This window comes from Aliidiomarina sanyensis, from assembly GCF_003987175.1.
Classification (GTDB): domain Bacteria; phylum Pseudomonadota; class Gammaproteobacteria; order Enterobacterales; family Alteromonadaceae; genus Aliidiomarina; species Aliidiomarina sanyensis.
On the sequence record NZ_PIPM01000005.1, the window covers coordinates 120,012 to 132,567 of the forward strand.

The following is a 12,556-nucleotide window of genomic DNA, read 5'->3' on the forward strand; positions in this document are numbered from 1 at the left end:
AGAAAGCAGGGAAGACATGATTCGTTTAACGCACTTAAAACGCGATATTGTGGCAGCGGTGCGCTACCATCGGAAGCCGCTCCTCGCATTCCATTTATATTTTGCACTTTTTGCCTTTGCGCTATGGGCACCGGTGACCGGCTGGTTACTTCAGGGCCTGATCTATGTGTCGGGTGAGCCGGCCATTGGAAACGAAGCGCTACTTGCCTTCGCGGTAACGCCAGTGGGTGGAACGTGGATCCTGCTCGCGCTGACCTTTGCCGCGGTGCTTATTTTCTTCCAACACGCGGGCATGATGCTGATTGCGAGCCGAGATGCTCGGGGGCGTTTTCACTCTGCAACATCGGCTTTGTGGCAGGTGGTCTTGCGACTTCCGAAGTTACTGCTGCTCGGCTTGATTCAGGTGATGACGCACTTAATCTTGGCGCTTCCAGTGATTGCGCTCGTTGCGTTTTCCTTTCAAGCCCTGCTCGGGGCGTATGATATTTATTATGTCATCAATGTACGCCCAGTCGAGTTTTGGCAGTTCCTTGGGGTACTTGGCTTTGCTGTTGTGTTACTCGTGGCCGTGAATGGAAATCTCTACCTTCGTTGGATGTTGGCTTTACCGATTTTGCTGATGGAACATGAGCGTCCATGGGTTGCTTTGCGCCGTAGTGCGGAGTTGACTCGCAGTGTGCGTTTGCGACTGGCAATCATCGTGGTGTCTGTAGCGGCGGTCGTGGCGGTCATTCCGGTGCTTGTCTCCTTGTTGTTTGATGGCATGGGCTGGCTGTTGCTTTCTATTCTGCCGGAGCACTACGCGGTGCAAATTGGGATTCTGCTCGTTCTACTTGCATTGTTTGCAGCGGTAAACCTCCTTGCAGCATTCTTTGGTGTGAGTGTAAACAGCCTACTGACCCTGAAGATTTACCATCGCCGCTGCCAACGCGCGCGTGGAGTGACCGTCGATCATGAACCTCGGTATGCGGGTTGGTGTGCCGCTGGCGTCGAATTCGCGGTCGTGGTGATCGCCGTTGCCCACTTGGTGCTTGCACTCAACGCGTTTTCCGATCAGGAGGAGATTCTCAATATTGCGCATCGAGGAAACTCTTGGGATGCGCCGGAGAATACGCTCGCGGCGATCGAGCGCGCTATCCAGGATGGTGCGGATTATATTGAGCTGGATGTCCGGCATACCGCCGATGGGGTGCTGGTTCTTAAACACGACCGCGATATGCTGCGGGTTGCGGGAGACCCTCGAGCCATCTGGGAGATCCGCTTCGAGGAACTTCGTGCTCTGGATGCTGGAAGTTGGTTTGATCCAGCATTTGCCGGTGAGCCGGTGCCGACTCTGGCGGAAGCGGTCGAGGTCATTCGCGGACGCGCGGGGCTGTATCTTGAAACCAAAGGGGCCCCACAAATGCCTCACTTGGTGCCGATGGTCATGGAAGAGCTCGCGTCACTCGATATGCTGGAAGACACCATATTTGCATCACTCTCCGTGCAGGACCTGATCCAAGCAAAGCAGCTGCAACCAGATCTACGGACCAGTTTGCTGGTCCATACGGCCGTTGGGGTGGTGGAGCGCCAACCGTTTGAAATACTCGCCATGCGGGACGCTCTGGTGACGCCGGCACGGTTAAGTCGGGTGCGCAGGCAAGGGCAGGCGCTGCATGTCTGGACAGTGAACGATCCACACCACATGAGACGCTTTCTCGATGTTGGCGTGGATGGCATCATTACCGACCGGCCTGATGTCTTGGCGGACATGATGCGCGAACGCGCTGAGATGAATCGAGCCGAGCGATTGCTGATGCGTTTGCGTTACTGGTTATGGGATTAATTCAATCGACACAGTCAAAGGGGTACATTGTATGGAACACACCTACATCATGGCATCTCCCATTGGTGATCTTGAATTGATGGCCAACGACGAGCACATTTTAGCGGTTTCATTTGTCGCTCCGAGTGTGCCGAATGCGGCGCCCATTTCGGCACCAACCCTCGGTGTGCTGGCGCAGTTAAAAGAAGAGCTTGAGGCTTATTTTGCGGGCACATTGGAGCGATTCAGCGTCCCACTCGCACCCCAGGGGACTGTGTTCCAACAGGAAGTGTGGACTGTCCTGAAAGATATTCCATACGGCGAAACGATGTCGTATCGCGAGCTCGCCCAAGCGGTCGGGCGCCCCAAAGGGTACCAGGCGGTCGGGCAGGCTAATGGGCGTAACCCGATTGGCATTTTGATTCCCTGCCACCGAGTGATTAACGCGGATGGCGGGCTCGGAGGCTATGCCGGTGGTATTGAGCGAAAGGCATGGCTTTTGCGTCATGAACTTCGGAAGGTATCTGGGTTCTGATGGAAATAACAGCTTCTTTTCCACATTGAATAACCGATAAGGAACGAATAGATAACCATGAGTTGGCTTTGGAGTATTCGAGTTGCTGCGCTGTGTGCCATGGTGATCATGTTGAGTGCGTGCGGTCGGGCAGCAGACTCGCGAAGTAGTTGGCCTGAGGGTGAATTGCCCACCATTGCCCATATGCAGCGCATTATGAACGATTTTCAATTGGGTCAGTGGCGCGGATGTAATGTGGATATGGAGCGAGGTTCTATTCTTGGCGTCGCGGGCTATCAGAACTATTGGGTGTGCCGGGGAACCACATCGTCGGAGCATCGCTATGCCATTACGATTTTTGCTGCGCCTGGGAATGAAACGGGACAACAAATTCGCTTGGAGTTTCGTCGCGGGTATGAACCGGGGATGATTGCGCTCTTAGGGGTATTTTTTCACCTCGCAGGGGTCGACCATCCGGATGAACGAATGCGGATGCGCTCCGATGTCAGCCGCTATCTAATCACGCCTCCGGACATTCGCGACATGGTACAAGCGAGTCTTACGCCCAACAACCTGATTATGTACATGGGTTACAACATGCCAAGATCCGGTTACACCACGCTGGAAATTAATGCGCGGCCGCAAATCGTCGAACTGGATGCGCTCGCAGACTAACGCATCCAGTATTTTATCGGTTGGTTAGGCTGGATTACCCTCGCGGCCATGCAAGATCAGCGAGTACATCACCGGAACCACAATCAAGGTCAGCAGGGTCGCAAAGCCTAATCCAAACATAATGGTCACCGCCATGCTGGCAAAGAAGGCGTCGAATAACAACGGAATCATGCCAAGAATGGTCGTAATCGCAGCCATGGTGACCGGGCGAACACGGCTAATTGCCGCATCTTGCAAGGCTTGAACGGGCGCTTTTCCACTGCGAGCCTCGGTGTTAACTTGCTCCACCAAAACAATCCCATTTTTGATCACCATCCCGGTGAGACTGAGAATGCCCAGCAGGGCCATAAAGGTGAACGACTGCCCGGTGAGCAACAGACCTAAGGTCACACCGATGATGCTCAGTGGGACTGTGGTCCAAATCACCAAGGCCTTGCGCGTTGAGCTGAAGAGCAGAACGGTGATGATAAACATCGCCAAGTAGCCGAGCGGCAACGATGCAAAAACGGCTCCACGGGCGTCACTGGATGCCTCATGTTCACCGCCCCAAGCCAGTTCATACCCTTGCGGGACAGGCATGGCTTCGATCGCAGGGCGAACCCGGGCAAACATTTGTGCTGGGGTTTCATGATGCAATGGATCTGCATCCGCCATCACGGTCAACGTTCGTTTGCGGTCTCGTCGTTGAATCACGCCGTCCTCCCAATCTAACGGCATATCATCGATCACTTGGGCGATCGGCACGTACCGATTCAGGGCAGGACTGAATACTTGAATGTCTTGCCATTGTTCCAAATACACTCGTTCTTGCTCCGGTGCGCGGACGATAATAGGCAATAAATCCGTTCCATCACGATACACACCGACCCGTTTACCTCGGAAGTTGGCAAGAAGGAGGTCATCAACATCTTGTTTTGTCACGCCGACGCGCCGGGCACTGGTTTCATTAAACTGAGGACGCAAGACTTTGGTGCGTTCCCGCCAGTTATCTCGAACAAAACTCAGCCCCGGATCATCGAGTAAAATCTGCTGGGCTTGGGCGGACAGTTGGCGCAAGATATCGGGATCAGGACCAGAAAAACGGACTTCGACCGCCGCTTTGACCGGTGGGCCGATCTCCATCCGTTTCAATTTGGTGCGGGCCTGTGGGTGATATTCTGCGAGATAGTCCCGAGTTGCTGCAATCATTGGCTCCAGATCGTCCGGACGATGGGTTCGAATGATCAGTTGGCCGTAATTCTCATTATCCAGCTCAACAATGTACGGTAGCGAAAAGCGCGGCGCACCGCGTCCGATGGTTGTAGCCACTTGAGCCACTTTGGGCTGTTCGAGCAGCCAAGCCTCGGCGGCCTGCATGTCTTGCGAGGTTGCACGAATATCGGTCCCCTGGGGATACCACATGTCCACAAAGAAGACCGGAGTGTTGGAGCTCGGGAAAAAGCTTTGTCGCACCGCACCAAAGCCAATCACACTGCTAATCAATAGAATACCCATTAAGCACATCGTGAGCAGACGATGTCGAAGACTCAACTGCAGCAATGCGCGATACCCATTGTAAATTGGTTTGTTGTAGAGCTCTGCCTCACTTTTCGCGACGGGAATACCCTTGCGAAATAAGCGCTCACCCAAAAATGGAATCAGCAACAGCGCCGTGAGCCAACTTAAACCGAGCGATATCAGGAGAACCCAGAATAGCGCACCGGCAAATTCCCCGGTTGCATCTGAAGACAGTCCTATCGGGGCGAAAGCAATAATCGCGATGACTGTAGCCCCCAGCAAGGGGAGCGCATTTTGACGAATCACATCCTGCGCTGCGCGAAGGCGGGTTTGCCCTTTTTGTACGCCAACGAGCATTCCCTCGGTAATCACAATCGCGTTATCGACCAACATCCCGAGTGCGATAATCAGAGCACCCAAGGAAACTCGGTGGAGATTAATTCCACCCAGATACATGAAGATAAATGTACCGAGCACCGTCAACAGCAAGACGAAACCAATCAGAAAACCACTCCGCAGACCCATGGTGAGGAGCAACGCCACCATCACAATGACGACGGCTTGAGCGAGGTTCAACAAAAAGCCGGAGACCGAGCGCTGGACTTCTTCGGGTTGATTGTATATCGGGGTCAGCTCCATACCGATTGGCGTTGCATAGTTTAATTCCGCAATGCGTTGATTTAATTGTGCGCCGACATTCACCACATTGACATCACGGGCAAATGACACTCCAATCCAAAGCGCAGGCTCGCCATTGAAGCGAAGTAGGTTGGTCGGAATGGGCTCAAGCTGCCGATAGATATTTGCGACATCGCCTAGCAGAATTTGCTCGCGCGCGCCGGGATTGCTGATAATTAAATCACGTAGTTGTTCAACCGAGGTGAACTCGCCACTGGTCGCGAAACGGACCGCGTCATCTTGCAAGCGAACGCGACCTGCGTTCGACACTGTGTTTTGGGTCGCCAGAAGCTCATAAATTCGTTGCGGTGGGATTCCCAAATTTGCGAGCCGCGCGCGTGAGACCTCCGCAACCACTTGCTCTCGTTGTTCTCCAGCAATTACCACCTTGGCGACGCCCGGCACCAGTGCGAGCTCGCGGCGCAGGTACTTGGCATGATCGCGCAGTGAGGGGAGGCTATACCCGTCACCTGTTAGTGCCAGCAAAACGCCATAGACATCGGAAAAATCATCATTTACGACAACCGGGCCAGCACCGGGAGGGAGATAGCGAGCGTAGTCATTTACTTTGCGACGCAATTCATCCCAGATTTGCGCCAGTTCCTGCGCACGGTATTGATCCTGCATTTCGACCATGATTTGGCTCTGGCCTGCGGTGGACGTGGAGGTAATGTGGCGAATATAAGGTAATTCTTGTAATGCATTTTCAAGCGGAACGGTGATTTCCTCTTCCACTTGCTGTGGCGAGGCCCCTGGGTAGGGTGTAACCACCAAGGCTTGCTTAATTGTGAACTCAGGATCTTCTAGACGACCCAAGTTTTGTAGGGCAATGGTCCCGCCAATGAGCAGTAACAGAAGAAAAATCCAACTGCTGGTCGGGCGTTCAATGCTGTAACGCGCGATATTCATGCTTAAAGTCCCCGCTCGCGTTCCCACCGACGGACGCGCTGTCCATCACGAAGCTGGTGCACGCCAGCGACGACAATTTGCTCGCCGGCGGCCAAGCCCGCGACCACCACCACATCAGAGGATGCGGCTTGCCCGAGTGTCACGCGACGCATTTCGAGAATTCCGGTCGTTCCCTCGGTGGGTTGAAAGACCCACACCATGCGTTCTTGCGCAGCGAGAGGACGCTCAGGAGGCATAAAGACAGCAGCAATTGGAATACGAACCGCATCAGCGAGCTGTGGCAACACCTGGCGACTATCGATAACGACGCTTGCCGTCATGCCCGGCAAAATATTTCCCGTGTCGGGCTTGGGTAAGGTAAATACAACTCGATAGGTATTGGTTGCCGGATCGGCGATGCGGTCCCACTCTCGTAATTGTCCTTGGAAAATCTGCCCAGGCAAACTATCGAATTCAATATCTGGCTGATAGTCGGTTTCCCGGCGAACCTGCGCAAAAAGGCGTTCCGGAACCTGAATCGACACATCAATCATGTCGTCCACGTGCAGGGTGACGATCGGTTGTTGAGGCGCGATGTTTTCGAATGATTCGACATGTAGGTTGGCAATCACACCGGAAAATGGGGCTTTCAGCTGGGTGTACCGTAAGTTAGCTTCCGCAGTGTCGAGGTTAGCCCGTGCCACTTGGCGTTCTGCCCGTGCCTCATCAAATTGCGATTGGGAGATAATATTTTGCGCCAGTAACCGCTCGAGGCGTTCGAATTGCGTATCAGCAAGCTCAGCCCGCGCGCGTGCTTGCGCAACGGCGAGTTCGTAATCGGTTGGATCCAAGGCTGCAATCAACTCGCCTTGATTGACCGATTGGCCCGGGCGTGCAGGGAGTGATTGAAGTTCGCCACCGACCCGAAAGGTGAGATGAGCAGTTTGGGTCGCTTCGACAACCGCTGGAAAGCGGCGAATCTCTGCGCCTTCGTCCGCCCCAACGGTGAGGACTTTAACCGGGCGTAACGGGAGTTCAGTGGGGGTGTGCTGGTCGGCACGACAGCCTGCCAGGAGCACAAGAATCCCGATCGAAAGCAGACCGATTCGATTGATATGACGTACCATACTTCTCCTCCAGCTTCTTCCCAAAACTAATGCTCATGTATGCAGTATGAGCCGATTAATGTACTTTTTTTTGAAGATAAAGTTATATTGAATTAAATTGAGTTAATCATTAAGAAAAGCTGAATATGAAGATTTGGCCATTGCGCGTTCTCGATACGGTGATTCGGGCTGGCAGCCTGCAAGCGGGTGCGGCTGAGTTGCATCGTACGCCGGCTGCTTTGAGCATGGCCTTGTCGGGGTTGGAGCATGAACTCGGGTTTGCCGTGCTCGACCGAAGTGGCTATCGATTACAACTTACCGCACAGGGAGCGCAGTTCCTGCGCCATGCCCAAGAACTTTTGCGGCAGCACGATCGCCTGAATTCCGTGGTAACTCAGTTGCGAGAGGGGGCCGAGCCTAAATTGCTGATTGGCTATGACTACACCTGCAATCCCGATCTCCTCTTACCTGCGTTAAGAGAAGTACAGCAAGCATTTCCTGTAACAGAACTCATTGTAAGTGGGTACTCACAACTTGACTCTCTGCAAGAGGTGGCAGAAGGGCGAGCCGACCTCACGCTCACGCCGTGGCTGCCTACCTTCCAACAGATTGCCGACTTCGAGAGTTTGCGGATTTCTCGTTTTGAGTTGGTTGTCACGCTTGCGCAGTCGCTCGTGGATGCGCATGGGCTGCCGCAAAGCCGCGATGAACTTGCCGCATTACCGTATCTCTTACCACGAAATATGAACATGGGCATCAATCCAGAGCAGATCTATCGGGTAGCGGGTAAATCGCGCCTTCGCGTCAACGATGCACATACGCTGGTTCGTTATTTGCGGGCGGGGCTCGGTTGGGGTGTGGTCCCGCGCGATCTCGTAACCCGCGAATTGCACAGTGGAACCCTCCGCGAAATAGATATTCCCGGATTTTTAGACCATATTTCAGCAGAGGTTCATTTGGTGAAATTAGCCACTCGCGAACTAGGACCCGCAGGGCAAAGAATGTGGCAGACGTTTGCAACGCGAGAGTTGTAAAGCCATGAAGGTGCTCGGCAGTGGTGTCACACAAATTTTACGCAAATGCCATATACTCAAGTTTAGTAACTTATGCGCTACGACCCAACACATTGCGTTGGCGGCAACCCACCTAAACAGCTGGAGCTAAAATGCAACAGAATTCGATCCCCTTTCGCGAGGCTTTGGCCATCTGGTGGAAAATAGGCATTTTGAGCTTTGGCGGCCCGGCCGGGCAAATTGCCCTGATGCACCGGCTGATCGTGGAAGAAAAAAAATGGCTCGATGAAGACCGATTCTTGCACGCGTTGAATTATTGCATGTTGCTCCCCGGACCTGAGGCGCAGCAGCTTGCTACCTATGTCGGTTGGTTGCTGCATGGCGTCAAAGGGGGGTTAGTCGCGGGCGTTCTGTTTATCCTGCCGGGAGCAGCGATGATTCTGGGCTTATCCTGGGCTTACGTGTTGCTTGGGGATGTGACCGCGGTTGAAGGACTCTTGTTTGGTTTGAAAGCCGCGGTCCTTGCGATTGTGGCACAAGCCATGGTGCGGCTCAGTCAAAAAGCCCTCAAAACGACCTTTGCGATGCTCTTGGCTGTGGCGGGATTTTTAGCGTTGTTCGTATTTTCAGTGCCGTTTCCATTGGTGGTGCTTGGTGCTGGTGTGATTGGCTGGGGTTTTGCGCACCGCTTCAATGGCAAGGAACACAGTGCGCCTATCGTGGCAATTGAACCGAGGCCGGGCACGAAGCGAGCGGCAATTATTGCAGCGGCGTTGTGGCTTGGGACGATTATTGGGTTGCTCTTGCTGTTTGGCGATAGCAGTGTCTGGAGTCAGATTGCGCTCTTTTTCTCCAAGCTCGCCGTCGTCACCTTCGGGGGTGCCTATGCAGTGCTCGCCTATGTCGCACAACAAGCGGTGGAGAACTATGGTTGGTTGCAACCGGGTGAGATGCTCGATGGCCTCGGGTTAGCGGAAACTACACCCGGACCTTTGATTCTTGTGACACAGTTTGTGGGCTTCCTGGCTGGTTTACGTGAAGCCACAGGGCTTCATCCGCTAGCGGGTGCAACGCTGGCGGCCTTGTTGACTACATGGGTCACTTTTCTTCCATGTTTTGTCTGGATTTTTGCTGGCGCACCGTATGTCGAAAAACTCAGAGGCATGCCTCGCTTAAGTGCTGCACTGGGTGCGATCACAGCGGCTGTGGTAGGTGTTATTGCCAATCTCGCATTGTGGTTTGCGCTGAATTACTTGTTCACAGAGCGCTCGACCTTTGAAGCGGCCGGCATCTCCGTCTTGTTACCAAATTTAGCGGCACTGGATCTGTACGCCCTCGGTTTGACTGGGGTCGCCATACTCTTGGTATTTGTGGCGAAGCAGGGGATTTTCCGCTTGCTTGGGGTTCTGGCTGCGATCGGTATTTTATTGCAATTTATTCGGTAAGCGAGGACGGGTCTTGCACAACAACACGCGGTACGTAAAATTTTGATCAAGGTCATTCATTTCGATAACCGTTGTTGTTTCGTGCGGGATCAGTCCGTACACTCAAATACAAACCAATACCATATGCGTCACTTCGCCAGGGAGTAGGAATTCATTGACCTTTTTGCGTGACTTGGGCAAAGCGTTATTGCACGCGCTCAATAATCTGTTACCTATCGTAGCGGTGGTCCTGATTTTTCAGTTCGCGGTCCTGCGTCAGATTCCAGATGATGGCCTTTCTATGGTGATCGGACTTGGTATCGTTGCCATCGGTGTCGCACTCTTTCTACAAGGTCTTGAACTCAGTATCTTTCCGGTTGGAAAAAGCCTTTCCAACCAGTTCGCGAAGCGTGGCTCGGTCCTACTGCTCTTAGCATTTGGTTTTTGCCTCGGGTTTTCTGCGGTTGTTGCCGAACCTGCGTTGATTGCGGTCGCAGAGCAAGCCCAATTAATCAGCGAAGGGCGCATTAACGCATTAACCTTGCGTTTGCTGGTGGCGTTTTCCGTTGGTTTCGTCGTCGCCCTCGGGGTGTTCCGGACCATTTTCGGGTATCCCATCCAATGGTTTATGATTATCGGCTATATCTTGGTCGTGCTCGTGACCTACTTCGCACCGGAGGAAATTGTTGGCCTTGCCTATGACTCCGGTGGGGTGACCACGAATATCGTCACGGTGCCGCTGATTGCAGCCTTGGGAATTGGGCTCGCGGCATCAATTCGGGGCCGTAACCCGCTCATGGATGGGTTTGGGTTGGTTGCGTTGGCAGTCATGGTCCCGATGATTGCGGTGCAAATTTATGGCATCGTTGTCTTTAGTCAGCCCGCACCGGAGATCGACGCAAGTTTACTCGCCGAAGACACCACTGCACCTTCGGGCCTAGTGGTGATGCTTCTGGATCTCGCCACCATGATTCGGGATGTGCTCCCCATCATCATCACCATTTTGTTTTTCCAGTACATCGTATTAAAACGCCAACTGGCGAATCCACGCAAAGTGCTGCTTGGGTTTATCTTGGTTATTTTTGGTCTGTATGCCTTTGTGGTGGGGCTAAAAATAGGTTTGTTCCCCATCGGTGAGAGTATGGCTGAGCAATTGATGGCGCTCGATGGGTTTCTTTTCGTTTACCTGTTTGCGTTCGCGATTGGGTTTGCCACCACCATGGCGGAGCCGGCCTTGATTGCGGTTGGTAAGCAAGCGGAAGAGGCCGCGTCGGGGAAGCTCAACGGCAACGCGATTCGCTTGTTGGTTGCCCTCGGGGTTGCGATCGGAATTACCATTGGCGTCCATCGAATTATCGAGGGCGGATCCATGCACTACTATGTGATGAGTGGATACATTCTTGTGATTGGACTGACCATCATCGCTCCGAAATACATCATCGCACTGGCGTATGACCTAGGTGGGGTGACCACCTCCGAAGTGACGGTCCCATTGGTCACGGCGCTGGGCATTGGGCTCGCGACCCAAATTGAAGGACGGAACGTCCTGATTGATGGCTTTGGTTTAATTGCCTTTGCCTCGATCTTCCCGATCGTGACCGTGATGGTCTATGCGATCCTGATGCATGCGTGGAATCACATTCAAGAAAAGAGGGCTGAAGCATGAAATTTTCAGTGTTAGTGGCGATTGTGCCAGAGGATCGTGAGCAAGAAGCGATCGACGCAGCGCGCAACGAGGGGGCCGGTGGGATGACAGTGTTGTCTGGACGCGGCATCAGTAATTCGGCGAAGAAGTCATTCTTCGGACTTCAATACGATGGAAGCCAAGTGGTATTGCTGATGGTGTTGGAGAAAAGTCTGTCCCTGCAAGTCATGAAAGCGGTGCAAGAGGTTATTATGCCGGATGGTCAAGACTCGAGCGGTCTTGTATTTACGGTTCCACTTGAACATATCGGCGGGATCGATGCATCGCAGTTGGAAAAATTTGAACAATATGTGAAAGAATGTATGTAGCGCAATGCGCACCGACAGAGGAACTCGATATGGTCGTCAACGATGTCATGGTCAAAAACGTCATTACTATTTCACCTTTCGCAAAGTTGCGCGAGGCGTTGAGTAAGCTCAAAAGCCATAATGTGAAATCATTGGTGGTGGAGAAACAAAATGATGCGGATGCCTACGGTATCATCACTTACACCAACATTTTAAAAACAGTGATCGCGGAGGAAGGCGATATTGATATGCTCAATGTCTATGACATTTGTGCAAAACCAGCGGTCAGTGTCGGTCGAAGCCTCGCGGTGAAGCATGTGGCAGCGATGATGGTGCAGCATAAAGTGAAACGACTGGTCGTGTTGGATGATAATCAACTGGTGGGCTTTGTCACCATGGACGACATCATGGATGACTTGCTCAAACAGGTAGAATGACGATGCTGTATTTTTTTCATGGCCTCGAAAGCGGACCCCATGGGCAAAAATACCATTTGCTGAAAGGCCAGTATCCGGAGCTCCAGTCACCCGATTTTCAGGGCATGGACTTAAACGCACGTATCCAACATGCAGACGCCGTGACGCGCGATCAGCACGGAGTTACGTTGGTGGGGTCGTCATTTGGAGGTCTGCTGGCCGCTCGACTGTACTCAATGTACCCAGAGCGATTTAAATCACTCGTTTTGTTAGCACCTGCAGTCCATACGGAAGAGGGCGATCGGGTGCAAGCCCTGCCATCTGCTTCGCATATCCGCGTACTGCATGGCCGTGAAGACGAAATTGTTCCATTCGATAAAGTCGCCCAGTTTTGTCAGCGTTTTGGCATTAACTTAATTGCGGTGGACGACCAGCATCGTTTGGCGTCGGAGGCTTCTCAGCGAATGATTCTGAGTTGTGTCGCAGATGTCTATCCGGCGGTGCGGTAAATCCAATGGCCTTATAGCCCGTACCGAGGTGCCATAAACA

11 protein-coding genes are annotated in these 12,556 nt (G+C 53.0%); 9 read left to right on the forward strand and 2 right to left on the reverse strand.

All coding sequences use genetic code 11. The annotated features are described in order from the left end of the window. Positions 1 to 16 precede the first annotated feature (16 nt). The 3 genes from CWE11_RS06630 to CWE11_RS06640 are packed head-to-tail and all read left to right on the forward strand — an operon-like array spanning position 17 to position 2,993. Positions 17 to 1,825: a glycerophosphodiester phosphodiesterase family protein gene (locus tag CWE11_RS06630; protein WP_126776823.1), complete on the forward strand. Its 1,809-nt coding sequence runs from the start codon at positions 17 to 19 to the stop codon at positions 1,823 to 1,825. A gap of 31 nt (positions 1,826 to 1,856) precedes the next feature. Further along, on the forward strand, positions 1,857 to 2,339 hold the full coding sequence (locus tag CWE11_RS06635; RefSeq protein ID WP_126776824.1) for a methylated-DNA--[protein]-cysteine S-methyltransferase: 483 nt from the start codon (positions 1,857 to 1,859) through the stop codon (positions 2,337 to 2,339). A gap of 57 nt (positions 2,340 to 2,396) precedes the next feature. Continuing rightward, the gene (locus CWE11_RS06640) at positions 2,397 to 2,993 is read left to right on the forward strand and encodes a hypothetical protein (protein ID WP_126776825.1); all 597 of its coding nucleotides are present in this window, start codon (positions 2,397 to 2,399) and stop codon (positions 2,991 to 2,993) included. Positions 2,994 to 3,017: 24 nt separating this feature from the next. Here the strand turns inward: CWE11_RS06640 and CWE11_RS06645 are convergent, their stop codons facing one another. Continuing rightward, positions 3,018 to 6,077, reverse strand: a complete 3,060-nt coding sequence (locus CWE11_RS06645; protein ID WP_126776826.1) for an efflux RND transporter permease subunit — start codon at positions 6,075 to 6,077, stop codon at positions 3,018 to 3,020. Between the two features lie 2 nt (positions 6,078 to 6,079). After that, positions 6,080 to 7,183 (reverse strand): efflux RND transporter periplasmic adaptor subunit, encoded by a 1,104-nt coding sequence (locus CWE11_RS06650; protein WP_126776827.1) that lies wholly within the window; start codon positions 7,181 to 7,183, stop codon positions 6,080 to 6,082. A 125-nt stretch (positions 7,184 to 7,308) separates the two neighbouring features. Here CWE11_RS06650 and CWE11_RS06655 point away from each other — a divergent pair, with 125 nt between their 5' ends. The 6 genes from CWE11_RS06655 (at position 7,309) to CWE11_RS06680 (ending at position 12,516) form a co-directional block, all read left to right on the forward strand. Further along, entirely contained in the window at positions 7,309 to 8,196 is an 888-nt protein-coding gene (locus CWE11_RS06655; protein WP_126776828.1) for a LysR family transcriptional regulator, read from the forward strand. A 131-nt stretch (positions 8,197 to 8,327) separates the two neighbouring features. After that, positions 8,328 to 9,620: a chromate efflux transporter gene (chrA, locus tag CWE11_RS06660; RefSeq protein WP_126776829.1), complete on the forward strand. Its 1,293-nt coding sequence runs from the start codon at positions 8,328 to 8,330 to the stop codon at positions 9,618 to 9,620. A 154-nt stretch (positions 9,621 to 9,774) separates the two neighbouring features. Beyond that, positions 9,775 to 11,265, forward strand: a complete 1,491-nt coding sequence (locus tag CWE11_RS12245) for a DUF1538 domain-containing protein (protein WP_126776830.1) — start codon at positions 9,775 to 9,777, stop codon at positions 11,263 to 11,265. Further along, the gene (locus CWE11_RS06670; RefSeq protein ID WP_126776831.1) at positions 11,262 to 11,612 is read left to right on the forward strand and encodes a P-II family nitrogen regulator; all 351 of its coding nucleotides are present in this window, start codon (positions 11,262 to 11,264) and stop codon (positions 11,610 to 11,612) included. Before CWE11_RS12245 ends, CWE11_RS06670 begins: the two co-directional genes overlap by 4 nt. Before the next feature lie 29 nt (positions 11,613 to 11,641). Continuing rightward, a complete protein-coding gene (locus CWE11_RS06675; protein ID WP_126776832.1) occupies positions 11,642 to 12,028 on the forward strand; it encodes a CBS domain-containing protein in 387 nt (128 codons plus the stop codon). Positions 12,029 to 12,030: 2 nt separating this feature from the next. Continuing rightward, positions 12,031 to 12,516, forward strand: coding sequence for an alpha/beta hydrolase (locus CWE11_RS06680; RefSeq protein ID WP_157981312.1), 486 nt, complete (start codon positions 12,031 to 12,033; stop codon positions 12,514 to 12,516). Positions 12,517 to 12,556: the final 40 nt, after the last annotated feature.

Bases quoted from the DNA above. Each gene is read 5' to 3' on its own strand.
- CWE11_RS06670 (WP_126776831.1), top strand. From the start codon at position 11,262: ATGAAATTTTCAGTGTTAGTGGCGATTGTGCCAGAGGATCGTGAGCAA.
- CWE11_RS06680 (WP_157981312.1), top strand. From the start codon at position 12,031: ATGCTGTATTTTTTTCATGGCCTCGAAAGCGGACCCCATGGGCAAAAA.
- CWE11_RS06655 (WP_126776828.1), top strand. From the start codon at position 7,309: ATGAAGATTTGGCCATTGCGCGTTCTCGATACGGTGATTCGGGCTGGC.
- chrA (WP_126776829.1), top strand. From the start codon at position 8,328: ATGCAACAGAATTCGATCCCCTTTCGCGAGGCTTTGGCCATCTGGTGG.
- CWE11_RS06650 (WP_126776827.1), bottom strand. From the start codon at position 7,183: ATGGTACGTCATATCAATCGAATCGGTCTGCTTTCGATCGGGATTCTT.
- CWE11_RS06630 (WP_126776823.1), top strand. From the start codon at position 17: ATGATTCGTTTAACGCACTTAAAACGCGATATTGTGGCAGCGGTGCGC.
- CWE11_RS06675 (WP_126776832.1), top strand. From the start codon at position 11,642: ATGGTCGTCAACGATGTCATGGTCAAAAACGTCATTACTATTTCACCT.
- CWE11_RS06635 (WP_126776824.1), top strand. From the start codon at position 1,857: ATGGAACACACCTACATCATGGCATCTCCCATTGGTGATCTTGAATTG.
- CWE11_RS06645 (WP_126776826.1), bottom strand. From the start codon at position 6,077: ATGAATATCGCGCGTTACAGCATTGAACGCCCGACCAGCAGTTGGATT.
- CWE11_RS06640 (WP_126776825.1), top strand. From the start codon at position 2,397: ATGAGTTGGCTTTGGAGTATTCGAGTTGCTGCGCTGTGTGCCATGGTG.